Below are 21,755 nucleotides of genomic sequence, written 5' to 3'. Positions count from 1 at the left end.
GCACCTCACCCCCCTGCTCAAGGAGATCAGCTCATGCGAGCCACCCTGATGTACGCGGCCAAGGACGTACGCGGCGAAGACGTTCCCGACCCGAAGATCCAGCAGCCGACCGACGCCGTCGTACGGATCGTGCTGTCCTGCGTCTGCGGCAGCGACCTGTGGCCCTACAAGTCCTTGGCGCCCACCGAAAACCCCCGCCACACGGGCCATGAGTTCCTCGGTGTCGTCGAGGAGACCGGCTCCGAGGTACGCACCCTCGAGCCCCGTGACGTCGTCGTGGCCCCCTTCGTCTGGGCGGACAATACCTGCACCTACTGCCGTGAGGGCCTGCAGACGTTCTGCCCCCACGGCGGCCAGTGGGGCGTCGACGGCGGACAGGGCCAGGCCGCCCGCGTTCCGCTGGCCGACGGCACTCTGGTCAGGATGCCTGTCGGTGAGGACTCCGATCTGCTACCGGACCTGCTGACCCTCTCCGATGTGCTGTGCACCGGCTACCACGCCGCCCACACCGTCGGCGTCCAGCAAGGCGACACCGTCACCCTCACCGGCGGCGTCGCCCCCGCCCGCGTCTTCGACCGCACGGTCGGCCTGGAGGACATCGCCGACGGCTACCGGGCGATGAACAACCGCGAAGCCCTGAAAACGCTGGTACGCCCGTAAGCGCCCGCGAGCCGAACGCCGCCGCCACGGCCCACTCGCGCCTGCTCCCCGTGCCGGGTCACCAGGTGCTGGCGACAGCCCGCAGGGCGGTACAGGTGTCTGCACGCGGGGCGTAGTCCACGGCCAGACGCAGCCGCCACGCGGCGCGCGTACCGTGGACCGTCGTGTCAGTGACCGTGCGGCCGACCAGCCGGACGATGCCGTCACCGCCGGTGTCCACATCGAGTTTTTTCTCTTCGATGTTGTGGTAGACGAACTGTCCATCGCGCATCGCGGAGAGCCACTCGGCCTTGGGCTGCACGTAGCCGGTCATGTGCGTCAGGGCGAAGCCCTCGTCCAGGAGGGTGTCCAGGGCCTCGGTGTCGCCGTCTGTCATTGCCTTGAGGTAGGCGCGGTACGCCCTGACCTGACCGCTCCTGCGTGGTCGGCGGCTGCGGCTGGTTCAGGCACACGAACTCCTAGGGCGCGGATCTTGCCGCCCCATGCGACGGCGGCACAGGACCAGGCTCTCACCTCCAGAGGTACCGCCTACCGCGCTGGGCGAGGAGCCGATGGCCGGGGAATCCCTGGTTGTGCCGTTCGGCGCTTTCCGGAGCTGCTCGGCCTGTTGCCGTCCGCACCATGGCGACAAGCTGGAGTCCCATGGCGCATCATCGCCTGCTCTCCGACCCGAACTCGTCGGCACCGATCTGGGGCCTCCTCTGATGAACCAGACGCCCTGCCGGCCCTCCCGTCCCTGCCCGTACGAACTGGAAGAGGATTCCATGACGACCCCACCCATGACCATGCTTGTAGTAGGTGCGACCGGCAGCGTCGGACGGCTCGTCGTGGCCGAGTTGCTCGCGCACGGTCACACCACCCGAGCACTGGTCCGCAACACTGCCCGGGCGAAACGGCTGCTGCCCCCGGAGGCCGAAATCATCGTCGCCGACGTGACCCGCCCCGACACCCTGACGGCCGCCGTGGACGGTGTCGACGGCGTCGTACTGACCCTCGGGTCCGACGGCGGCGCCCACTCCTCGCCGCAGAACGTCGACTACGCGGGAGTCCGCAACGTCCTGACCGCCCTGAGCGCACTGGACGAGACACCCCGGATCGTGCTCATGACCGCCATCGGCATCACCTCACGCTCGGCGGGCTACGGCCACCTTCTGGACTGGAAGCGCCGCTCCGAGCGCCTGGTGCGCGCCAGCGGACTTCCCTACGCGATCGTGCGGCCCGGCTGGTTCGACATGAACGGCCCCGAAGAGCACCGGCCGGTCTTTCTGCAGGGCGACACCCGGCGCACCGGCACCCCTGCCGATGGCGTCATTGCCCGCAAGGACATCGCCCAGGTCCTGGTACAGGCCCTGACCGCGCCTCAGGCGACACGCCGCACCTTCGAACTCGTCGCCGAGGCCGGACCCGTCCAGCCCGACCTCAGCCACCTGTTCGCGAATCTGACCCCAGACGCTCCCGGCGCCCTGGACGGGGACGGTGACGAGCCCAACATGCCCCTGGACCAGGAGCCGGAACACGTGCGCGACGACCTCGCTGCAGTCCGCGGCCGTTCGGACGCTTAACGAACACCCGTCCCTGCCGTGACAACGCTCCCAGACACCGCAAGCCGCACAACGAGGAGCCGGCGCGGCAGGTGGCCGAGGATGCAGCGGCACCCCAGCGCGGACGCCAGGTATAGAGGGAGCCCTGCTACCAGGACTAATCGCCCAGTGCACCGGACTTTAGCCCGGTGGTGAAGCGATTCTCGGCAGTGCTCTGACTCGCAGGCTAGAGCGGGCGATTCCGCTGCTCGATGTACTGACGGACCATCGACAGCGGAGCCCGCCGACCGACCCGGCGAAGTACGAGCCGGACCACAGCCGTTGTGCCCGCCAGTAGTGCCGGACCAGTTCTGGGTACTCCTGGCGAAGCCTGCGCGAACTGACACCTTTCAGGCTGTTGACCAGCATCGACCCTGCCGGTCGTTCGCTGCAAGGCCATCCTCACCGCTTTGGAGACAACCGCGGTGCGGGCATCCTCAAGCCGCCAGGGCAATGTCGTCACCTGCGCCAGAGTCCCGTACCCATCGGAGAGTTGTCGGCCGCCCTGACCGTGCCCTTGCGCCGGAAGCACCCCAACTGGCGCTTCGAAAACTATACGGCAGGAGACTGTCAGCATCTTTACATTATTGCGGAGGCTGGACTATACAGAGCGCATGACGCCCAACCAGGGGCTCGCCTTGCCTGCATCGCCCCCAGCGGCGACGTCCGCGTAACCGCACGACAGGGGCCGGAAACCTAAGACCAGTCGCGCGTGGCGAATGCCGTTCCCGTCCGCCCGTCGCGATGAGCCACGGCTCACATCAAGTTCACTCGACGGCCTCACGTCCAGTCGTACCCACAGCCACAACCGACAAGGAGGGGTTAAGCCCGTCGGCCGCGCAGCCAGCAGGAGCACCTCATGCGACAAATCGCCCAGAAGACTCCTCCGAGACCGGCAACGACTACGCGATCCGGGCGCGCCCGGATCGTTCTGTCGGCGTATCTCGGCAACACCATTGAGTGGTACGACTTCTACATCTACGGCATCGCCGCCTCCCTGCACTTTCCCTCGGTCTTCTTTTTCCGACAGCTCCGCGGCTGTGGGTACCATCGCCTCCTTCGGCGCCTTGGCCGGAGGCTTCCTCGCTCGCCCCGTCGGCGGTCTCGTTGGTGGACATATTGGAGACCGGTACGGACGCAAGAAGGTCCTGGTAGCAAGCATGATCGTCATGGGGATCAGTACCTTGGGAGTCGGAGCGCTTCCCAGCTATCACAGCATTGGGATCTGGGCAATGATCCTGCTTGTCGCGGCACGGCTGTTACAGGGGCTCGGCGCTGGCGCCGAGTACGGTGGAGAGGTTCTCATGGTCGTCGAGCACTTCGGCAGTCGACGACGCGGTTTCTGGGCCAGCCTCGGGAACACCGGGGTCTTTCCTGGCGGTGTCTTCACCACGCTGACCTTCGCGGTCATCAGCAGATTCCCAGAGGAACAACAGCAGTTCCTCTGACGGATGCCGTTCTTGGCGTCGGCGCTGATCGTCATCGTCGGGCTGTGGATCCGCCCAGGGGTTTCCGAGACCCCCGCATTCAAAGCAGCGCGGGCCAAGCGGGACGAGCAGCCTCTCATTCCGATCGTCGACATGCTGCGCCGATACGCTCTGCAGCTCTTCGTCGCCGTGGCAGTCGGCGCGGGATCCGGCTTGGCTTACCAGATCTACATCACGTACGGTACGGCGTACACCCGGATCATCGACGGCGACGTTGGTCTGCTACTCAACTACCAGGCTCTGATCGGGTTCATGACGCTTGGTCTCACGCCCTTCTTCGGTTGGCTGTCCGATATCTGGGGACGCAAGAAAGTGATCGAGGCGGGACCGGTGTTCACGGTGCAGTGGGTCTTCCACGGGTTGAACGCCGAAACATGAGCTTGGTGCCCGTCGGCCTGATCCTCTGTGAGATCGGCCATTCGGCGGCCTACGGACCGCTCGCCGTATTGCTCTCGGAGCACTTCGACACCCGAACTCGCTATACCGGCACGTCCATGGGATATCAGCTCCAGGGCGCGATCGTCGGCCTCGCACCGATCGCGGCCGCCTCGATCCTGACGGCATCCGGAGGTGCACCGAACGTGGGTCGGGTGCCGGTCATCATCGCCGTCGGCAGCACCGTGGGGCTCGTCGCGCTCTTGCTCTCCCCTGAGCGATCAGGGATGGAGCTCCCGCACTGACAACCACACAGGTAGCGCGGTGGGGCCCCGTCTTCCCGTCAGGTGAACTCGGCGGCTACCAAGCGTTCTCGAAACGGAGAAACCACTGAGGGGGTATCTGATGCGCCAGATTGTGGTCCATGCGGATGTAAGCGATGCCGTCGGGCTCGACGAACCACTTCAGACAGTCGCAACGGTCTGTCTGCCGGACAAGCTCGCAATGCCGCCTGTGGTGTGCTTCGCATGGCCGGGCGGTGGCTACAGCCGCCAGTACTACACCTTCGACATGCCCGACGGCGACGGTGGCGGGCAGGCCGGATGGCACACAGCACGCGGTTGGATCTTTGTGGCGTGCGATCACCTACACACAGGTGGGAGCTCTCATGTGAACGACCCGGCCGCGGTTACTTACGAGCACCTGGTGGCCGCCAATCGCGCAACGGTTGACGTCATGCTCGCGCGTCTTGCGGCCGGCACCGTCATCGATGGATTTCCGCCGGTCAGGGACCCGGTGACCATCGGCATGGGTCAGTCGCTAGGGGGCTCCCTGCTGGTCCTCCAGCAGGGCCAAGTCAACACCTTCGACGGTATCGCCGTGCTCGGTTGGTCGGGCCACCATTCGGTTACTTGGATGCCGCCCGGGGTGACCAGCCCGCGGAAGAAGTACATCCCCCGCGGTACCGACGTCGGCACACTCACACCAGAGGTCCACGTCGCGGCGATGCCTGAGATGACTCTGGACGAGGACGGCTTCCCCGGCGCTACACCCGGCTTCCACTTCGATGATGAGCCAGCGGACATCGTCGCGGCCGACATGATCGATTTTCCCAGACGGCGCGGTCAAATGCCCACCTGGGGCAGCGCCACCATTCCCCCTTGCTCAATGACCATGATGTCGCCGGGCTCCGTCGCTCCCGAAGCGGCCAGCATCACCGTGCCAGTGCTCATCGCCGTCGGCGAGCGTGATGTCTGCCCCGACCCCATGGCCGAGCCAAAAGCCTACAAGCGGGCGACAGATGTCAGCGTTTTCGTCTGCCCGCGCATGGCGCACATGCACAACTTCGCCAATACCCGTCAGTTGTTCTGGGACCGTATTCACTCCTGGGGTCATGGTGTAGCCGCACTGCGTACTCCCTCGCACGGAACGTCACCCCGGCCGGTAGACAGCTCTTCCTGAGGACCGTCCATGTCTGAGCTCGATCATCGCCTTGCCGATGCCGTCACCCGGAGGGATCTTCCCTTCGCCGTGGCGATGGTGGCCAACCAAGAGGGCGTTCTGTGGCAGAGCAGCGCTGGTCTGGCAGCCCCATCACGTCCTGCCAGTCCGGACGCTCTGTTCCGCATCTTCTCGATGACCAAGGCCATCGGTGCGCTCGCGGCGTCGATCATGATCGACCGCGGCCTGCTTGCCCCGGACACCCCGGTGGCATCGGTGTCGACGAGCCAGCGCCGCGCGGCCAGGCGCTTCGCCTTGGACCGCACCCCTTCGATCTTCGCCGTGACCGGTTGGAGGTCCAGCGCGTCGGCGAGTTGCCGGCAGATCGCCGGTCCTTCGCCGGACCGCTCACGATCGGCCAGGACGTGCATGATCCGCTGATGGTCCGGCGACAGCATCGTCACGTCATGCCCCTCCCGCCACACCGGCACCACAGAATGGGGCACCGCCCCTGGCACCGCCGGATTCGGCACAATCGGCCGGGCATCCCCGGAAATCTCCACGTCCATGGGCGCGTGAGACTCGGACAGCACTTGGCTCACCGTCTCCTTCGCGATCACGAGGCGATCCCGCGCGGCCTCCGCCTCCTCCAACTCGGCAGCGAGCCGGTCCAGTTCCTTCCGCGGCGACTCCACCCGCTGCCGGGCAGCGACCTCTCGTTCATCGAGCAACCCCAGCGCAGACGGCATCAGGCACCTCCACCGAAGAGAAAACAGGCTCTTCGCAGTTGGCGGTGTAGTGCGGGATGGAGCGGGGTCAGCAAGGGGAAGAGAGTGCGCTGAGCCGTTGTTCGGTCGCGCGGAGCGCCGCCTGCTTGGCGTCGAGGGTCTTGGCGAGGGCATCGAGTTCAGCGCGTAGGTCTGGGCACATGTCGAGCGTGACGCCGTGTTCGCCGGAACGAGCACAGTCGAGAAACCGTCCGATGGTCTGGGTGCCCAGACCTGCACCGATCATCGTTCTGATCTGCTCAACCCGGGCGACGTCGCTGCCAGAGTAGATCCGGTACCCGTTTCGATCACGCACCGGAATCAGCAGACTGCGATCCTCGTAGTGACGCAGAGCCCGAGTGGATGTGCCGGTCAGTTCAGCCAGTTTCCCGATCAACACCTGTTGCTCCTCCTGCTCCTCGTTGACTTGACCCTCACGCTGGCGTGAAGACCTATCGTCCAGCGCCATGACACATGCACCAACGATCCGGCGTGCTTCGATCATCCACGCTTACTCCGCGACACCGGAGGATCACTGGTTTGGCTGGCTGGCCAGTCGCCTTGAGGAGGACGGTATTCGTACGACGGTTCCCGCTCTTCCGGACGCCGAGGCTCCCGATGCGGACCGCTGGGCCGCCACCGTCAGTGCCGTCGTGGGTGTCCCGGATCACGGATCGATCGTCGTCGCTCACAGTCTTGGCTGCCTCACAGTCTTGCGGCACCTCTGGTCGATTCCTGAACCGTGGCAGCTCGGTCGGCTTGTGCTCGTCTCTGGGTTCATCGACACCCTGCCGGCACTCCCCGAGCTGGACAACTACATCAACCGGGACATTGACCTGGCCCAGATCAGCCACCGGATCGATCGGCTGAGCATCATCCGCTCAGACGCCGACCCCTACGTACCGACAGGTCACACCGACCGCCTCGCCGACCTTCTCGGCATCACCGCCCAGATCGTTGTCGGCGCCGGACACTTCCTCGAATCCGACGGCGTGACGTCGCTCCCAGAGGCGTGGGCGGCAGCCTCCGCATGAGCCAGGCACCCGAGCTCGTCGCGAGCCAAAAGCCTTGGAAGATCAGAATGCAGCCCCCATACCCTGAAGGCGCGACGTGGCGGTTCCGACCTTCGCTCAGCCTGATCTGACCACGTTCGCTCGCCTCGACGGGCTTGGGCTCGAGGTGACTGGCCAATGCCTCGAACCCAACCGCGCGGTACTGGTCTGCCGGGTCGTCGATCCTGACCGATGGTGCCGGCGCTGCGGGTGCGAAGGTGCCCCGCGTGACACGGTCGTGCGTCAGTTGGCGCACGAGCCACTGGGCTGGCGACCCACCACGTTGGTCGTGACGATCCGCCGCTACCGGTGCACCGGCTGCGGGCACGTGTGGCGTCAGGACACCACCAAGGCGGCTGAACCGCGGGCGAAACTGTCACGCGGTGGGCTGGGGTGGGCGCTGGAAGGCATCGTGGTCCAACACCTGACTGTGGCCCGGGTCGCCGAAGGACCCGGGGTCGCGTGGAACACCGCCAACGACGCCGTCCTGGCCGAAGGCAAGCGGGTCTTGATCGACAACAAGCACCGCTTCGACGGCGTGAAGGTGATCGGCGTGGATGAGCATGTGTGGCGCCACACCCGCCGCGGGGACAAGTACGTCACTGTGATCATCGATCTGACCGGGATCCGCGACGGCACCGGACCCGCCCGGCTGCTCGACATGGTCGAGGGCCACTCCAAACAGGTGTTCAAGAGCTGGCTCGCCGACCGACCCGAGGCGTGGCGCGACACCGTGGAGGTCGTGGCGATGGACGGGTTCACTGGCTTCAAGACAGCTGCCACGGAGGAGTTGCCCGACGCGGTAGCAGTGATGGACCCGTTCCACGTAGTCCGACTCGGTGGCGACGCGCTGGATCGCTGTCGTCGCCGAGTGCAGCAGACCATCCACGGGCACCGTGGCCGCAATAACGATCCGCTCTACCGCGCTCGGCGGACCCTGCACACCGGCGTCGAGCTACTCACCGACAAACAGATGGATCGGTTGACTGCGCTGTTCGCCGACGACCAGCACGTCGAGGTCGAAGCGACTTGGAGAATCTACCAGGGCATGATCACCGCCTATCGCGAACCCGACCGGACCAAGGGGCGCCAGCTCATGGAGAAGCTGATCGCATCGGTCAGCACCGGCGTCCCTGCCGCACTGACCGAGATCATCATCCTCGGCCGGACGCTGAAACAACGTGCCGCCGACGTGCTGGCCTACTTCGACCGGCCGGGAACGTCCAACGGCCCCACCGAGGCGATCAACGGCCGACTCGAACACCTCCGCGGCAGCGCACTCGGGTTCCGCAACCTCACCAACTACATCGCCAGATCACTGCTCGAGACCGGCGGGTTCAGACCGCAACTACACCCTCGATCGTGAAGAGCCAGAAAACACGACGCGTCATCTCTACTGCAGAAAAAGCGACTTCACGCCTGACTGGTGGAAAACCGGCGATCACAGCCGGAAAACAACGGCTTCTTAGGCTTCCCGCGGTCAGCGAGCGGACATCCGGAGCGCGCCGTCCATCCGGATCGTCTCGCCGTTGAGGTAGTCGTGCTCGGCGATCATCGTTACGAGCCGGGCGTACTCGCTCGGCTCCGCGAGACGCTGGGGGAAGGTGACGGAGGTGGCGAGCGCCGCGCGGACGTCGTCACCGAAGCCAGCCATCATCGGCGTATCCACGATGCCGGGAGCAATGGCCATGACGCGGATTCCGTACTGGGCGAGGTCCCGCGCAGCCGTGATCGTCATGCCCGCGACGCCGGCCTTGGACGCAGCATAGGCGATCTGCCCGATTTGCGCCTCGTATGCGGCTATCGAGGCTGTGTTGACGACCACTCCCCGCTGACCGTAAAGGTCTGCATCGGTCCGCGCCATGGCCTCCGCAGCCAGACGCAGCACGTTGAACGTGCCGAGCAGGTTCACCATGAGCACTGCGTGGAACAGCTCGAGGTCGTGCGGCCCGCGGCGGGACAGGATCCGTGCGGAGGGCGCGATGCCAGCGCAGTTGACGGCCATCCGCAGCGGGACCGCGCCTGCCTCCGCGATCCCGACGGCCTCCCGCACTGCTTCCTCGACCGTGACGTCCGCGGGCACCAGAGTGACGCCGTCGGGCACAGGCCCGCTTGAGGCGATGGACTTCTCCAGGTCCAGGCCGTAGACGGTGGCGCCGGCGGCCGCGAGGCGGGCGGCGGTCGCGGCTCCAAGCCCGGAGGCTGCGCCCGTGACCAGGGCGGCGGAGTCGATCAGCTTCATAGGGAACGTGCTCCTGTCAGTGAGTGGAATCGTCAAGGCTTGTACAGATCCCGCGCGGGTTCTCTTAGACACGCACGCACTTGAGGGGGTACCTTGCCGCCGAACGTCTCGATCAGCTCGCGCGGCAGCGAGTAGCTCATGATGTGCCGCAAGTAGAAGCCGGTGGCGTCCCGGTCCTCCTCACTGCACGGGCAGGCCGCAGACCGACAGGCTTGACTGCGCTCTCGCTGCTACCCAGCCCGAGGGCCATCCGCCCCGGTGCCGGCTCGGCTATGGTGTTCGCCGCCGACGCGAGGAGGGCGGGATGCTGGGCGAGCGGGCTACTCAAGGCCGCGGCCAGGCGTCTGGAGGTGGCCGAGGCGACCGCGAGGGTCAGGGCGGCGTAGGCATCCCGCTGCAGCAGCTGCGAGTCGCCGACCCAAGCCATGGCGAAGCCTCGCGCCTTGGCGGTCCGGATCACCGCTGCCACCTCGGTGATGGGGCGACAGGGCGCGGCGCTGACGGCGAAGCGGACGGTACTCACCTTGTTACCTCGCACTCAGTTCGGAAGTGGCTTGCCAGCGAGTTCCTTCACCGAGACGAGCGCGACGAGGCCGACCACGCTAGTGACGACCAGGATGAACGGCACCCAGCCGACGTTCGGCGCTCCTCCCGAGGCGGTGAGGATCGACGCAGCGACCAGCGGAGCCAGCCCGGAAAGTGCGCCGCAGAGCTGGTAGCCCAACCCGGTGCCGGTGTAGCGGGTGCGGGTGTCGAAGTGCTCCGCGAGGAGGGCGGCCAGCGGTCCGTAGGCCATGCAGTGCCCGATCTCGCAGAGGACGAGGGCGACGAGCACCAGGGGGGCGTTGCCGGCGTTGAGTTGCGCGAACAGCATGTAGACGGCTGGCGCCATCACGATCAGGCCGGCCGCCATCAGCCGCTTGCGACCGAAGAGATCGGAGACCCAGCCGAACAGTGGGGTCAACCCGAGCGCGAGGAAGCCGATGATGGTCTGGAAGATCAGTAGTAGGTTGACGTCGAACCCGATGATCCGCGTGTAGGCCGTGCCGTAGGTGACGTATATCTGGTACGGCAGGCTGGCTGCCGTCGCCACGGCGACCACGATGAGCACCTGCCCCCTGTAGCGCTTGAGCATGGCTACGACAGGCGCGGCAGGCCGCTGCTCCTGGTCAGTCATCGCCTGCTTGAACGCGGGAGTCTCGGACACCCCGAGGCGGATCCACAGGCCAACCGCCACGAGCAGGGCGGAGGCGACGAAGGGGACCCGCCACAGGAACTGCTGGTGGTCCGGCGGGAAGCGGGTGATGACGGCAAAGGTCAGCGTGGCGAACACGCCGCCCGCGAAGACACCGGTGTTGCCAAGGCTGGCCCAGAAGCCGCGTCTTCGGCTCGGGAAGTGCTCGACAATCATCAGCACGCTGCCGCCGTACTCGGCTCCCGCCGCGAGCCCCTGGAGCAGCCGTGCGAGAACCAGCAGAATGGCCGCCCATAGGCCGATCGTCCGGTGGCCCGGCAGAAGGCCGACGGCGGTCGTGCTGAGGCCCATCCCGAGCATGCTGCCGACGAGGACCTTCTTGCGCCCGTAGAGGTCCCCGATGTGGCCGCCGATGAGGCCGCCGATGGGGCGCACGAGGAACCCACCCGCCAGGACACCGAAGGATGCGAGCGTGCCGGCGGCGGCCGAATCGCCGGGGAAGTAGATCGCCGGAAAGAATAGTGCCGCGGAGATGCCGTAGATGTAGAAGTCGTACCACTCGATGGTGTTCCCGAGCAGCGAGGAGAGGACGATCCTGCGTCGCTCGGAGCGGGAGGTCGTCAGGCTTGCGCTCCGCGTGATTGTGCCGGGTTCCATGGTGCCCTCTCTTCTTTGATCAGGGTGGGACCGGAGCACTGTGGCCCGTTCGGGGACGGGCTCGCGAGGTGTCGGGCCTGACGAGCGCGTGTGCTCTGCGCTCGGGTCGGGCCACGGGAGACGGCGATGCGACGATCAGCGCGCTCGACGCTGGGCGCCGGGAACGACCAGCGCGGGATGTGTGTCGACGGTGGTCATCATTGCCCTCCGACGTTGTTCGCCGCGGGCGGGACGCGCGCCGCCGTGCGGCTGTGCTGTGTGCCGCGAACGGTATGGCGGCTTCAAGATGCTGTCAAGCACAAGACAGATCGGTCCTTGACTTGTGGTTGGTCGCGGGTCGGCGCTTCCGAGTTCGCCGACGTCGTGCCGCGCCCGGTCACTCGACCGCCCCGGCGGCCGGTCACTCCGCGCCGCCTGAGGCGTCTGCGAGGCCGTCGTCGGCCCCCAGGTCGCGGTCGCGGGTCTCCCGGTACGTGCCCACCGCCAGGAGCGACAGCACCGCAGCCACCGCGACGTAGACGGCGACTGCGTACCCGCTGTCGAAGGCGGTCAGCAACGACACCGAGATCAGGGGGGCCAGGCCGCCCGCGAGCACCGAGGCGAGCTGGAACCCGATCGAGACGCCGGAGTACCGCACCGCGGTCCCGAACAGCTCTGGCAGGAAGGCCGCCTGTGGGCCGAACATCGCGCCGTGGAAGACCAGGCCGCCGACGACGGCGAGCACGGTGAGTGCGAAGCTCTGCGTGTTCAGCAGGGCGAAGAACACGAAGGCCCAGCCCATGACTCCGAACCCGCCGATCAGATACACCGGCTTGCGTCCGATCCGGTCTGAGAGCCACCCCCACAGCGGGATCGTGACGGCGTGGACCGCGGCGCCGATCAGCACGGCGCCGAGCACGAAGCTCGACGGCAGGCCGAACCGCTGCGTCATGTAGGACGAGATCACCACGGTGAACACGTAGTAGGAGAGGTTCTCGACGAACCGGGCGCCCATCGCGGTGAGGATCTCGCGCGGGTACCGGCGGAACACCTGTGCCACTGGCAGCTTCGGCGCCCGCTCCCCGCTCGTGCGGTCCGCCGCGCGGGTCTGCGCCTCCCGGAAGACGGGCGACTCCTCGACCGTCAGCCGCAGGTAGATACCGATCGCGACGACCAGCGCCGAGAGCAGGAACGGGATCCTCCAGCCCCACGACTCGAACGCCTCGTCGGACTGGACCGCGGCGAGGACTGCCAGTATGCCGTTGGCGAGTAGCTGGCCAAGGGGTGCACCTGCCTGCTGGAAGCTCGACCTGAACCCGCGGCCGCGTGTGTCGCCGTGCTCGGAGACCAGTAGCGCCGCACCGCCCCACTCACCGCCCATCGCGAAGCCCTGGAGGAGCCGGAGCAGCACGAGCAGTATCGGGGCCGCGATGCCGATGGTCGCGTAGCTCGGGAGCACGCCGATCAGGAAGGTGGCGACGCCCATGATCACGAGGCTGAGCACGAGCAGCGTCGTGCGGCCGATCCGGTCCCCGAAGTGTCCGAACACCAGCCCGCCCAGCGGGCGCGCGATGAACCCGATCGCGAAGGTGCCGAACGACAGCATCGTGCCCGCGAGCTGGTCCTGGGCGGGGAAGAAAATCGTGGGGAAGACCAGTGCGGCCGCGAGTCCGTAGAGGAAGAAGTCGTAGTTCTCCAGCATCGTGCCCACCATGCTGGACATGACGACCCGGGTGATCGAGCTGCGCTTGCCGGGCGGGTCCGGCGTCGGGGATGCCTGTTGCGCCGTCGTTGGCTCCGTCATGGCGTGTGACGGTAAGCATGCAGAGAGAGTCGGTCAAGGGTGGATCTGTCTTGCCGTTGACTAACTCGATGTGTCAGCGGGGCACCGTACTCATCAGTGTCTGGGACAGGCCGCCGTCGACGGTGATCTCCTGCCCGGTGATGTACGCGGCCCGGTCGCTGGCGAGGAACACGATCGCGCCGGTCATCTCCGCGGGGCCCGCGACGCGACCCAGTGGCACCGCTTCCGCCCGGGCCTCGGCGAACCCCGGGCGGCGGTACGTCTCCTCGGTCATCGGTGTGCGGACCAGGCCGGGGCTGACCACGTTGGAGCGCACGCAGTCCGGCGCCCACTCGGCGGCGAGCTGACGTGAGAACATGAGCAGTGCGCTCTTGCTGGGGCTGTAGGAGCCGGCGAACGCCAGCGGCTGGCTGCCGCAGATGGAAGCGGTGTGCACGATGGCGCCCGCCCCGCGCTCGCGCATTGCGCGGCCGAAGGCCTGCGCGCACAGCATGGCCCCGGTCAAGTTGACGTCCAGGACGAACTGCCACTCCGTGATCGAGATGTCGGCGATGGGGGCCCCGCGGACGAGTCCGGCGTTGTTGACCAGTACGTCGCACGGACCGAGGGCCTCGCGGACGGTGACCTCGGCAGCAGTGACCGCATCGGCGTCGGATATGTCGCAGACCACGGCGCGGGCCTCTCCGCCGAGTTCCCGTGCCGCCGCGACGGTTCCCTGCAAGCCGTCCGCGTGCAGGTCCAGGGCGGCCACGCGGGCGCCGTGACGCACCAGCTCCAGGCAGGTCTCGCGCCCGATCCCACCGGCGGCACCGGTCACGACGCAGGTCTGGCCGGCCAGGCCGAGCCAATCAGAGGCTGTCATGTCGATCTCTCCTTCGAGGCGTGCGACGGACCGGACCAGCCCGATACTGTCCCGTCCTTGACAGTGTCGTTGTCGCACCATAGCGTCGGCGCCTGCCGTGTGCGACCGGCCCAGTCGATGACGACCGAAGTGAGTTGCCATGACCGTCTTCACGTGTGTGCTCACCTCCGTTCCGGGACGTCGCGAGGAGAGCCTGGCGGCGGTGCGCCAACCTGATGGCGGCGTTCCAGCGACATGAGGGCTTGATCGGCTCCTTCTGGACCGGCGGTGCTTCGGCCGGAGATCTGGTCCAGCAGCCGCGACGAGTGCGGCGGGCGCGACCGCATCGCGGAGCCGGACGTCTCGCACCTGGTCTCCGGCGGGGCCCCGCCGGACACCCGACTACTCGGGGACCCACCCTCGGGCGCGCCGCTCGTGCCCCTCTCAAGGCCGTCAACGCCTGTGCGGTGCACGGGCTCACCCAACCATCGAGCACGACGATTGGAGTGGAATGTCCAGACTGAAGGGCCGCATCGCCTACGTGACGGGCGCGGGTGGGGGAATAGGCCGCGCGATCTGCGAACGCTTCCTCGCCGAAGGCGCAAGCGTCCTGGCCACCGACATCGACCTCGGCGCCGCCGAGACGGCTGTCGCCGCGGGCGGCGATCGTGGAGTCGCCCTGCAGGTCGACGCCGGCGACTCGGATCAGGTGCAGGCGGCGCTGGCCCGTGGCGTGGAGATCTTCGGCGCGCTGAACGTGCTCTGCAACGTGGCCGGTGGCTCGTCCACTCAGGACGCACGGGTCACGGAGGCGCCCGAGGAGGAGTTCTGGCGGGTCATCCGGCTCGACCTCTTCGGCACCTTCCTGGTGTGCAAGTACGGCATCCCCGAACTGATCAGGGCGGGCGGCGGCTCAGTGATCAACCTGACCTCGATGGGTGCGCTGGTGGCGCTGCCGGACCGGGACTGTTACACGGCGGCGAAAGGCGGCGTCGCTGCGATGACGCGGTCGATGGCCGCCGGTTACGGTGCCGACAAGATCCGCGTCAACGCCATTGCGCCTGGGATGGTCATGACTCCACGCGTGGCGCGGCGGGAGCGCATCGGGCGGGTCAAGGAACTCGCTGAGAGGCACCTGCTCGGAATCGGAGTGCCCGAGGACGTCGCGCACATGGCCGTGTACCTCGCGTCCGACGAGTCCCGGATCGTGACGGGGCAGGTTCTCTCCGTCGACAGCGGCGTCACGATCGACTGAGGAGTCCATGGTGGGAACCAAGATCGAGGCTCCGTTCGGCCACCGTAGTCTCCTCGGCGAAGGACCACACTGGGGCGGGCGGTACCTGCACTACGTGGACATCGAGGCCGGCGACGTGCACCGGCTCGACCCGACCACGGGCGAGTTGCGGAGCCTGAGGCTCGGCAGACCGGTTGGGTTCGTTGTGCCTGCGGATACCGGAGGCCTCGTGGTCGCCCGCCGGGACACCGTCGAGCTGATCGACGACGAGGGGCGGCTGCTCAGCGTCCTGTCCGTCGTCGAGGCGGACGAGCCGGAGACCCGCATCAACGACGGCGTCTGCGATCCGCGGGGCCGGCTGTTCTACGGCACCATCGCCAGCGAGGTGCTGGGCCGGGCTCCCGTCGGCGGGTTGTACCGGACGGGACGCGAGGGCACCGCGCGAGTCTTCGACGGCATCAGTGTGTCCAACGGGACCGGGTTCGACGAGAGCCGGGGCCGGATGTACTACGTCGACTCCTGGACCTGGCGCGTCGATGTCTGCGACTACGAAGTGATCAGCGGCGTAGTGTCTCGACGTCGCCCGTTCGTGCAGGTGGACAGGGCCTTTGGTATGCCGGACGGACTCACCGTCGATGCCGAGGGCGGAGTGTGGGTCGCGTTGTTCGGCGGCGGCGCGGTACACCGCTACGACCCCGACGGCGAGCTCACGGAGGTGGTTTCGCTGCCGGTGACCTTACCGACGAGCGTCGCCTTCGGCGGAGCGGATCTGCGCACGCTGTTCGTGACCACGGCGAGCCATCGGCTGACTCCCGCAGAGCGGGCTGAGCAGCCGCTCGCGGGCGGGGTCCTGGTTCTTGCGGCAGGAGTTGCGGGGATGCCCGCTGTCCCGGCCGCGGTGAGCTGACCCGCTTCACTCATGGTGGTCGTGGGCGGCCACGATGAGACGGCTGAGCAACTCGATCAGCGTCTGCATCTCCTCGCTGGACAGGCTGCCGAAGAACTCCTGCTGCACCTCGTTCTGGCGAAGGAGGTTTCCCTCGACGAGGTCACGTCCTGCCTCGGTGATCGTCACCGGGACGAGTCGCTTGTCGGCTTTGGTGGCACGCTCCCGGCCGACCAGCCCGTCGCGCTCCAGGGTGGCCAGCACTCCCGACACGGCTTGTCGCGACACACCCGAGAGGCGAGAGACGTCCTTCGCCTCGATGGGACCGAACGCCCACGTCATGACCAGGACCCGGAAGGCCGCTGAGGTTCGTCCGGTGGTGTTGTGCACCATCCTGGTCTCGATCTGTTCCAGGACGGTCGCTGCCCGCTTGAGGTTTGTCGCGGCTCGCAGTATGTCGTGGCTCAGCTCGGGGTGACCGTTTGTCACGGTCGCCGCGAGCATCGCGTCCATGTCCTTCGCCGAGATGGACGACGGAACCGGTCGCGCCACCTGCTCTTTCGAGACCATGCAGCGAGGATCATCGGTCGTCCGACCGTCTGTCAAGTTCACGCCTGTCCGGCGCCTTAGTAGTTCGTCAAGGACGGGTCTGTTCTGTCCTTGACGAACTTGGGCCTGCGCCCTAGCGTCTGTTTGGCCGGAACACCGGGTCCAGCGCAACTCGAGCCATGCCATGCAACGACGCACGGAAGGGCCGCCCCATGACGTCAACCTGGGTCATCGACGCCGTCAAGCTCGGCGAGGCACGCGGTCTCCCGGCCGCAGACTTCTACCTCCAGGACCGGACCCAGCGATCGCTGAGCATCCCGATGACGATGTTCGTGCTGCGCGCTGGGGGCCGGACGGTCGTTGTCGACACCGGCGGTCCGTCGGACGAGCAGGTCATCCGACGGCACCACTCCTTCGAGTACCGGGTCGCCCCCGAGGAGTATCCCGAGGCCGCGCTGTCCCGAATCGGGGTGCGGCCCGCCGACGTCGATCTGGTGGTCAACACGCATCTGCACTGGGACCACTGCTCGAACAACCATCTCTTTCCCAACGCCGAGATCGTGGTCCAGCGAGCCGAACTGGGCTACGCCGTGGCCCCGTGTCCCGCGCACCTGGCCGCATACGGCATTCATCCCGGTGACGTCCCCCCCTTCGCGCAGTGGCTCGAGCGGGTGCGCGCCCTCGACGGTGCCGCCAGGCTCGCTCCGGGCTTGGAGATAGTGCCACTGCCGGGGCACTCGCCGGGTTCCCAGGGTGTCCGTGTCGATGCCGGGGACGGTACCTACGTGATCACCGGTGACTGCGTGGACACGCTGGAGAACTGGGATCACGCCGGTACGGGTGAGCCCCTGCCGTCGGGCAGGTTTACTGACCTGCCCGCCTTCTACTCCAGCCTGACAATGCTCAAGGGCACCGGATGGATCCCGCTCCCCGGGCACGACCACTCGATCGTCGACAAGGGACGGTTCGGCACTGGTTCCCGGTTGCGCAGCGACATGGCACCGGCCACGGCGGCCGGTCCCTCCGCACCGAGGACATCCGATGACCGAGTCTGAAGTAAGACCAGTCGTCGCCACTGCCCCGATCGGCCTCGCGCCGGGCGCGCAGTCCATGCCGCGGGTCGCGACCGCCGCCTTCGTCGGCAGCACGATCGAGTTCTACGACTTCTTCCTCTACGGGACAGCGGCCGCGCTGGTGTTCGGGAAGACGTTCTTCCCGGCGCTGGGTTCGGCGGCCGCGACCGCCGCCTCCTTCGCCACGCTCGGGGTCGCGTTCGTCGCCAGGCCGGTCGGCGCGCTGATCTTTGGCCACCTCGGTGACCGGCTGGGACGAAAGCGGACCCTGGTCGCCACCCTGCTGATGATGGGTGTCGCAACCATTTTGGTCGGGCTCCTGCCCACCGCCGGAAAGATCGGCGTGCTGGCGCCGGTCATCCTGGTCGTGCTCCGGATCCTGCAGGGCATCGCCGCAGGCGGTGAATGGGCCGGGGCAGCGTTGTTCACCGTCGAGAACGCTCCGGCGGACAAGCGCGGCTTCTGGGGCATGTTTCCCTCGCTCGGTGGCGGGGCCGCCCTGATCCTCGGTGGTGCGGCCTTCCTGGCCACCGACCTGTCGATGAGCCAGGAGGCATTCGTCTCCTGGGGCTGGCGCATCCCCTTCCTGGCAAGCGCGGTACTCGTTGTGATCGGGTTCTGGATCCGCTTCCGCACGGAGGAGCCGAAGGTCTTCTCGGACGCGGTGAAGCGATCGGGCACCGCCCGGCTCCCCGTCGCCGAGGCCTTCCGCCGCCAGCCGCGGGAGATCCTGCTGGCGACCGGCACCGTCGTGATGGTCCCGACCTTCACCTACATCGGCTCGTCATACCTGACCAGCTACGGCACGTCCGTGCTCCACCTCGGGTTCACCTCGGTGCTGTGGGTGGCCATTCTCGGTGGCGCGACGATCTCGGCCGGGATCGTGGTCGGCGCCGTGCTGTCCGACCGGGTCGGCCGGCGCCGGGTGATCATCTGCGCTGCGGCCGTCGCGGTGGCGTGGTCGCTGATGTTGTTCCCGATCCTGAACACCGGCTCGGTCGGGGCGTTCGCGCTCGGCGCGGGTGTGACGATGTTCCTCTCCGGAGTCGCCTACGGCCCCATGGGGGCCTACCTGCCGGAGCTGTTTCAGACCCGGTACCGGTACACCGCGGCCGGCTTCAGCTACAGCTTCGCCCAGATCATCGGCGGTGCCGTCCCACCGCTCATCGCCGCCGCGGTGATCGCCGCGTACGGCAGCGTCGTGTTCAGCCTGATCCTTGCCGCGTTCTGCCTGCTCAGTCTCTGCTGCGTGTCCGTGCTGCGGGAGAGCAGGGCGACGGCGCTTACCGACGTCTTCCCTTGATCAGTGAGAGGACCTCATGACGACCTCCGTGGACGTACCCCTGCGCCATCCCGGCCGGTTCTTCATCGACGGCTCGTGGGTCGAGCCGTCGTCGACCTCGACGATCGAGGTCGTCGACTCGACCACCGAGCGGGTCGCCTTTCACGTGGCAGAGGCCAACGCCGCCGACATGGACCGTGCGGTGACCGCCGCACGCCGAGCCTTCGACGAGGGCCCCTGGCCGCGGCTGAGACACGCGGAGCGCGCCGAATACCTGCGCGGGTTCGCGGCAGCCTGGCGTGAGAGCGTCGAGCCGGTCGCGGAACTGTGGCCGCGCGAGTCGGGGGCGATCCAGGCCCTCGCCCATCCCTTCACCACTCGCGCGGCGGGGGAGTACGAGTACTACGCCAGTCTCGCCGACACCTTCCCGTTCGAGGAGCCCGCCACGCCTACCGGTGGCGGGTACGGCCTGCTGGTCCGCGAACCCGTCGGTGTCGTCGGGGCGATCATCCCGTGGAACGGGCCGGTCTCGTCGATCGCACACAAGGTCGCTCCCGCCCTGCTGGCCGGCTGCACGGTGATCCTGAAGTCCTCGCCCGAGGCTCCGGCGGAGGGGCTGATCGCAGCTGAGATCGCCGAACGAATCGGACTGCCGCAGGGGGTGTTCAACGTCCTCACCGCCGATCGTGAGGTCTCGGAGCTGCTGGTCCGTGACCCACGGGTGGACAAGATCGCCTTCACGGGCTCGACGGCCGTGGGCAAGCGGATCGGTGCGATCTGCGCCGAGCGGGTTGCCCGCGCGAGCCTCGAGCTCGGCGGCAAGTCGGCCGCAGTGATCCTCGACGACGCCGACCTGGAGCTTACCGCGTCGACCCTGTCGGCGTCGGAGTGCATGGTGTCCGGCCAGGTCTGCTCGTCGCTGACCCGGATCGTGGTGCCTCGCCGGCGGTACTCCCAGTTCGTCGACGCGATCGCCGCGTCCTTCTCGGCGGTTCGCGTCGGCGATCCGTTCGACGCCGCCACTCAGATGGGTCCGCTGGCCACTGAGCGCCAACGCGACAGGGTGGAGGGTTACATCGCCAAGGGACAGGCCGAGGGGGCACGGTTGGTCACGGGCGGCGGCCGGCCGAAGGGGCTGAACCGGGGCTTCTACGTGGAGCCGACGGTGTTCGCCGACGTTGACAACGACATGGTGATCGCCCGCGAGGAGATCTTCGGCCCCGTGCTCAGCGTGATCCCGGCAGCGGACGAGGCTGACGCCGTCCGGATCGCCAACGAAACCGTCTTCGGGCTGAACGCGTCGGTGTTCACCCAGGACGCTGCCCGCGCCCGGGAGGTCGCCGCCCAACTGCGCTCCGGCACCGTGGGGCACAACTCATGGCGCACGGACTTCGGCATCGCCTTCGGCGGATACAAGCAGTCAGGCATCGGTCGCGAGGGGGGTATCGAAGGTCTGAGGCTCTACCTGGAGACCAAGACCGTCATCCTCCAGGGTCCGCCCGCCTGAGCGGGCCGAACGACAGAGGGGCGGGTGGTCATCGGCCACCCGCCCCTGTATTTCGTGGAGCCCGTTCAGATCGTGCCGGCGTCGATCACGAAGCGGTAGCGGACATCGCCCGCCAGCACCCGCTCGTAGGCCTCGTCGATGCTGTCCGGACCGATGACCTCCACCTCCCCGCCGATGCCGTGCTCGGCGCAGAAGTCCAGCATCTCCTGCGTCTCGGCGATGCCACCGATCAGCGAAGCGGCCAGCGAGCGCCGCCCCTTCAGCAGGGTGAACGGACTGACGGCGAGCTGCTTCTCCGGGACGCCGATGTTCACCCAGACGCCCTCGACGTCGAGCAGGCCGAGGTAGCGGTCAAGGTCAAGGTTGACCGGCACGGTGTTGATGACGAGGTCGTACGACGAGGCGAGCTCGCTGAACAGTCCCTCGTCCGTGGTTGCCCGGTAGGTGTCCGCCCCGAGGCGTAGGCCGTCGTCGGCCTTGTCCAGAGAGAGGTCGAGCACCGTGGTGCGGGCGCCGAGGGCGGCGGAGAGCTGCACGCCGATGTGGCCGAGGCCGCCGAAGCCGAGCAACCCCAGCCGCGTGCCCGGGCCGACCTTCCAGCGCCGCATCGGCGAGTAGAGGGTGATGCCGGCGCAGAGCAGGGGCGCGGCGCGCTCGAGCGGCAGGGCGTCGGGGATGCGGAGGACGAACTCCTCGTCCACGACGATCGAGGAGCTGTAGCCGCCAAGCGTTTTCCGCCCCGACTTGTCGACGGAAGCCGCAGTCGGGGTGTAGCCCTCTGCGCAGAACTGCTGGCGGCCGGTGCGGCAGTGCTCGCACTTCCCGCAGGACTCGATCATGCAGCCGACGCCGACGCGGTCACCTACGGCGTAGCGCGTGACTCCAGGTCCGATGGTGCTCACGGTTCCCGTGATCTCGTGTCCCGGGACGAGGGGGTATTGGGTCTTGCCGTAGTCGTTGTGGGCGTGGTGGATGTCGGAGTGGCAGATCCCGCAGTAGGCGATGTCGATCACGATGTCGCGGGGGCCGGGGTCCCGGCGTTCGATCGTCGTTGTCTCGAAGGGGAGGTGCGGACCGGCGGTGGCGCGTGCACGAACGGTGGGCAACGTTCCTCCGTGATGTCTCGGCCCGTTCCTCGACAGGCA

The 21,755-nt window shown here is 67.5% G+C and carries 21 protein-coding genes and 3 pseudogenes; 14 read left to right on the top strand and 10 right to left on the bottom strand.

Annotated elements, in window-relative coordinates; genetic code table 11:
- Nucleotides 1-33 precede the first annotated feature (33 nt).
- A pseudogene (locus ABTZ59_RS32675) lies at nt 34-600 on the top strand (alcohol dehydrogenase catalytic domain-containing protein); the annotation flags it as partial.
- 118 nt (nt 601-718) lie between these two features.
- Here the strand turns inward: ABTZ59_RS32675 and ABTZ59_RS32670 are convergent.
- Nucleotides 719-1,048 (bottom strand): annotated as a pseudogene (locus tag ABTZ59_RS32670) (nuclear transport factor 2 family protein); the annotation flags it as partial.
- 391 nt (nt 1,049-1,439) lie between these two features.
- Between ABTZ59_RS32670 and ABTZ59_RS32665 the strand changes: the two are divergent.
- Nucleotides 1,440-2,222, top strand: a complete 783-nt coding sequence (locus ABTZ59_RS32665; protein WP_351422230.1) for an SDR family oxidoreductase — start codon at nt 1,440-1,442, stop codon at nt 2,220-2,222.
- Nucleotides 2,223-2,427: 205 nt separating this feature from the next.
- On the opposite strand, the pseudogene ABTZ59_RS32660 reads toward ABTZ59_RS32665, so the two are convergent.
- Nucleotides 2,428-2,618: pseudogene (locus ABTZ59_RS32660) on the bottom strand (transposase); the annotation flags it as partial.
- Nucleotides 2,619-2,959: 341 nt separating this feature from the next.
- On the opposite strand from ABTZ59_RS32660, the gene ABTZ59_RS32655 reads away from it, so the two are divergent.
- The 5 genes from ABTZ59_RS32655 (at nt 2,960) to ABTZ59_RS32635 (ending at nt 5,983) form a co-directional block, all read left to right on the top strand.
- Nucleotides 2,960-3,688 (top strand): MFS transporter, encoded by a 729-nt coding sequence (locus ABTZ59_RS32655; RefSeq protein WP_351422225.1) that lies wholly within the window; start codon nt 2,960-2,962, stop codon nt 3,686-3,688.
- Nucleotides 3,689-3,691: 3 nt separating this feature from the next.
- Nucleotides 3,692-4,105, top strand: coding sequence for an MFS transporter (locus tag ABTZ59_RS32650; RefSeq protein ID WP_351422220.1), 414 nt, complete (start codon nt 3,692-3,694; stop codon nt 4,103-4,105).
- 5 nt (nt 4,106-4,110) lie between these two features.
- A complete protein-coding gene (locus ABTZ59_RS32645; RefSeq protein WP_351422217.1) occupies nt 4,111-4,407 on the top strand; it encodes a hypothetical protein in 297 nt (98 codons plus the stop codon).
- 100 nt (nt 4,408-4,507) lie between these two features.
- A complete protein-coding gene (locus tag ABTZ59_RS32640; protein WP_351422214.1) occupies nt 4,508-5,563 on the top strand; it encodes an alpha/beta fold hydrolase in 1,056 nt (351 codons plus the stop codon).
- Between the two features lie 9 nt (nt 5,564-5,572).
- Nucleotides 5,573-5,983: a serine hydrolase gene (locus tag ABTZ59_RS32635; protein ID WP_351422211.1), complete on the top strand. Its 411-nt coding sequence runs from the start codon at nt 5,573-5,575 to the stop codon at nt 5,981-5,983.
- 375 nt (nt 5,984-6,358) lie between these two features.
- On the opposite strand, the gene ABTZ59_RS32630 is transcribed toward ABTZ59_RS32635, so the two are convergent.
- A complete protein-coding gene (locus ABTZ59_RS32630) occupies nt 6,359-6,778 on the bottom strand; it encodes a MerR family transcriptional regulator (RefSeq protein ID WP_351422208.1) in 420 nt (139 codons plus the stop codon).
- On the opposite strand from ABTZ59_RS32630, the gene ABTZ59_RS32625 reads away from it, so the two are divergent.
- Both ABTZ59_RS32625 and ABTZ59_RS32620 read left to right on the top strand, forming a co-directional pair.
- Entirely contained in the window at nt 6,777-7,343 is a 567-nt protein-coding gene (locus ABTZ59_RS32625; RefSeq protein WP_351422204.1) for an RBBP9/YdeN family alpha/beta hydrolase, read from the top strand. The two genes, ABTZ59_RS32630 and ABTZ59_RS32625, sit on opposite strands and share 2 nt — an antisense overlap.
- Nucleotides 7,344-7,419: 76 nt before the next feature.
- Nucleotides 7,420-8,727 carry an ISL3 family transposase gene (locus ABTZ59_RS32620; protein WP_351422198.1) on the top strand — a complete coding sequence of 436 codons (1,308 nt, stop codon included), beginning with the start codon at nt 7,420-7,422 and terminating at the stop codon, nt 8,725-8,727.
- Between the two features lie 114 nt (nt 8,728-8,841).
- On the opposite strand, the gene ABTZ59_RS32615 is transcribed toward ABTZ59_RS32620, so the two are convergent.
- From ABTZ59_RS32615 to ABTZ59_RS32595, 5 genes are all read right to left on the bottom strand, one after another.
- The gene (locus ABTZ59_RS32615) at nt 8,842-9,603 is read right to left on the bottom strand and encodes an SDR family NAD(P)-dependent oxidoreductase (protein ID WP_351422194.1); all 762 of its coding nucleotides are present in this window, start codon (nt 9,601-9,603) and stop codon (nt 8,842-8,844) included.
- Between the two features lie 136 nt (nt 9,604-9,739).
- Complete coding sequence (locus tag ABTZ59_RS32610) at nt 9,740-10,126, bottom strand: LLM class flavin-dependent oxidoreductase (RefSeq protein WP_351422188.1); 387 nt, start codon at nt 10,124-10,126, stop codon at nt 9,740-9,742.
- A 15-nt stretch (nt 10,127-10,141) separates the two neighbouring features.
- A complete protein-coding gene (locus ABTZ59_RS32605; protein WP_351422184.1) occupies nt 10,142-11,455 on the bottom strand; it encodes an MFS transporter in 1,314 nt (437 codons plus the stop codon).
- 400 nt (nt 11,456-11,855) lie between these two features.
- Nucleotides 11,856-13,238 carry an MFS transporter gene (locus ABTZ59_RS32600; RefSeq protein WP_351422178.1) on the bottom strand — a complete coding sequence of 461 codons (1,383 nt, stop codon included), beginning with the start codon at nt 13,236-13,238 and terminating at the stop codon, nt 11,856-11,858.
- 73 nt (nt 13,239-13,311) lie between these two features.
- Nucleotides 13,312-14,100 (bottom strand): SDR family NAD(P)-dependent oxidoreductase, encoded by a 789-nt coding sequence (locus tag ABTZ59_RS32595; protein WP_351422173.1) that lies wholly within the window; start codon nt 14,098-14,100, stop codon nt 13,312-13,314.
- A 490-nt stretch (nt 14,101-14,590) separates the two neighbouring features.
- Between ABTZ59_RS32595 and ABTZ59_RS32590 the strand changes: the two genes are divergently transcribed.
- Nucleotides 14,591-15,334 (top strand): SDR family NAD(P)-dependent oxidoreductase, encoded by a 744-nt coding sequence (locus ABTZ59_RS32590; protein WP_351422169.1) that lies wholly within the window; start codon nt 14,591-14,593, stop codon nt 15,332-15,334.
- A gap of 7 nt (nt 15,335-15,341) precedes the next feature.
- On the top strand, nt 15,342-16,220 hold the full coding sequence (locus ABTZ59_RS32585) for an SMP-30/gluconolactonase/LRE family protein (RefSeq protein WP_351422166.1): 879 nt from the start codon (nt 15,342-15,344) through the stop codon (nt 16,218-16,220).
- 6 nt (nt 16,221-16,226) lie between these two features.
- Here ABTZ59_RS32585 and ABTZ59_RS32580 read toward each other — a convergent pair whose 3' ends face one another.
- Entirely contained in the window at nt 16,227-16,769 is a 543-nt protein-coding gene (locus tag ABTZ59_RS32580) for a MarR family winged helix-turn-helix transcriptional regulator (protein ID WP_351422162.1), read from the bottom strand.
- 191 nt (nt 16,770-16,960) lie between these two features.
- Between ABTZ59_RS32580 and ABTZ59_RS32575 the strand changes: the two genes are divergently transcribed.
- From ABTZ59_RS32575 to ABTZ59_RS32565, 3 genes are read left to right on the top strand one after another with little or no spacing between them, the layout of a single operon-like run.
- Nucleotides 16,961-17,803: an N-acyl homoserine lactonase family protein gene (locus ABTZ59_RS32575; RefSeq protein WP_351422159.1), complete on the top strand. Its 843-nt coding sequence runs from the start codon at nt 16,961-16,963 to the stop codon at nt 17,801-17,803.
- Nucleotides 17,790-19,124: an MFS transporter gene (locus ABTZ59_RS32570; protein WP_351422156.1), complete on the top strand. Its 1,335-nt coding sequence runs from the start codon at nt 17,790-17,792 to the stop codon at nt 19,122-19,124. Before ABTZ59_RS32575 ends, ABTZ59_RS32570 begins: the two co-directional genes overlap by 14 nt.
- Before the next feature lie 16 nt (nt 19,125-19,140).
- Nucleotides 19,141-20,610, top strand: coding sequence for an aldehyde dehydrogenase (locus ABTZ59_RS32565; RefSeq protein WP_351422152.1), 1,470 nt, complete (start codon nt 19,141-19,143; stop codon nt 20,608-20,610).
- 65 nt (nt 20,611-20,675) lie between these two features.
- On the opposite strand, the gene ABTZ59_RS32560 is transcribed toward ABTZ59_RS32565, so the two are convergent.
- Complete coding sequence (locus tag ABTZ59_RS32560) at nt 20,676-21,716, bottom strand: NAD(P)-dependent alcohol dehydrogenase (protein ID WP_351422149.1); 1,041 nt, start codon at nt 21,714-21,716, stop codon at nt 20,676-20,678.
- Between the last annotated feature and the right edge of the window lie 39 nt (nt 21,717-21,755).

The sequence above is a fragment of the Streptomyces sp. NPDC094034 genome (genome assembly GCF_040303865.1).
Lineage (GTDB): Bacteria > Actinomycetota > Actinomycetes > Streptomycetales > Streptomycetaceae > Streptomyces.
Note: the sequence above shows the minus strand (reverse complement) of the source record. Positions and strands in the feature narration are given on the sequence as shown.

Excerpts from the sequence above, each read along its gene's own strand:
- ABTZ59_RS32650 (WP_351422220.1), top strand. The coding sequence starts at position 3,692 with ATGCCGTTCTTGGCGTCGGCGCTGATCGTCATCGTCGGGCTGTGGATC.
- ABTZ59_RS32615 (WP_351422194.1), bottom strand. The coding sequence starts at position 9,603 with ATGAAGCTGATCGACTCCGCCGCCCTGGTCACGGGCGCAGCCTCCGGG.
- ABTZ59_RS32655 (WP_351422225.1), top strand. The coding sequence starts at position 2,960 with ATGCCGTTCCCGTCCGCCCGTCGCGATGAGCCACGGCTCACATCAAGT.
- ABTZ59_RS32640 (WP_351422214.1), top strand. The coding sequence starts at position 4,508 with ATGCGCCAGATTGTGGTCCATGCGGATGTAAGCGATGCCGTCGGGCTC.
- ABTZ59_RS32600 (WP_351422178.1), bottom strand. The coding sequence starts at position 13,238 with ATGACGGAGCCAACGACGGCGCAACAGGCATCCCCGACGCCGGACCCG.
- ABTZ59_RS32590 (WP_351422169.1), top strand. The coding sequence starts at position 14,591 with ATGTCCAGACTGAAGGGCCGCATCGCCTACGTGACGGGCGCGGGTGGG.
- ABTZ59_RS32665 (WP_351422230.1), top strand. The coding sequence starts at position 1,440 with ATGACCATGCTTGTAGTAGGTGCGACCGGCAGCGTCGGACGGCTCGTC.
- ABTZ59_RS32605 (WP_351422184.1), bottom strand. The coding sequence starts at position 11,455 with ATGGAACCCGGCACAATCACGCGGAGCGCAAGCCTGACGACCTCCCGC.
- ABTZ59_RS32565 (WP_351422152.1), top strand. The coding sequence starts at position 19,141 with ATGACGACCTCCGTGGACGTACCCCTGCGCCATCCCGGCCGGTTCTTC.
- ABTZ59_RS32585 (WP_351422166.1), top strand. The coding sequence starts at position 15,342 with ATGGTGGGAACCAAGATCGAGGCTCCGTTCGGCCACCGTAGTCTCCTC.
- ABTZ59_RS32630 (WP_351422208.1), bottom strand. The coding sequence starts at position 6,778 with ATGGCGCTGGACGATAGGTCTTCACGCCAGCGTGAGGGTCAAGTCAAC.
- ABTZ59_RS32575 (WP_351422159.1), top strand. The coding sequence starts at position 16,961 with ATGACGTCAACCTGGGTCATCGACGCCGTCAAGCTCGGCGAGGCACGC.
- ABTZ59_RS32635 (WP_351422211.1), top strand. The coding sequence starts at position 5,573 with ATGTCTGAGCTCGATCATCGCCTTGCCGATGCCGTCACCCGGAGGGAT.
- ABTZ59_RS32570 (WP_351422156.1), top strand. The coding sequence starts at position 17,790 with ATGACCGAGTCTGAAGTAAGACCAGTCGTCGCCACTGCCCCGATCGGC.
- ABTZ59_RS32625 (WP_351422204.1), top strand. The coding sequence starts at position 6,777 with ATGACACATGCACCAACGATCCGGCGTGCTTCGATCATCCACGCTTAC.
- ABTZ59_RS32595 (WP_351422173.1), bottom strand. The coding sequence starts at position 14,100 with ATGACAGCCTCTGATTGGCTCGGCCTGGCCGGCCAGACCTGCGTCGTG.
- ABTZ59_RS32580 (WP_351422162.1), bottom strand. The coding sequence starts at position 16,769 with ATGGTCTCGAAAGAGCAGGTGGCGCGACCGGTTCCGTCGTCCATCTCG.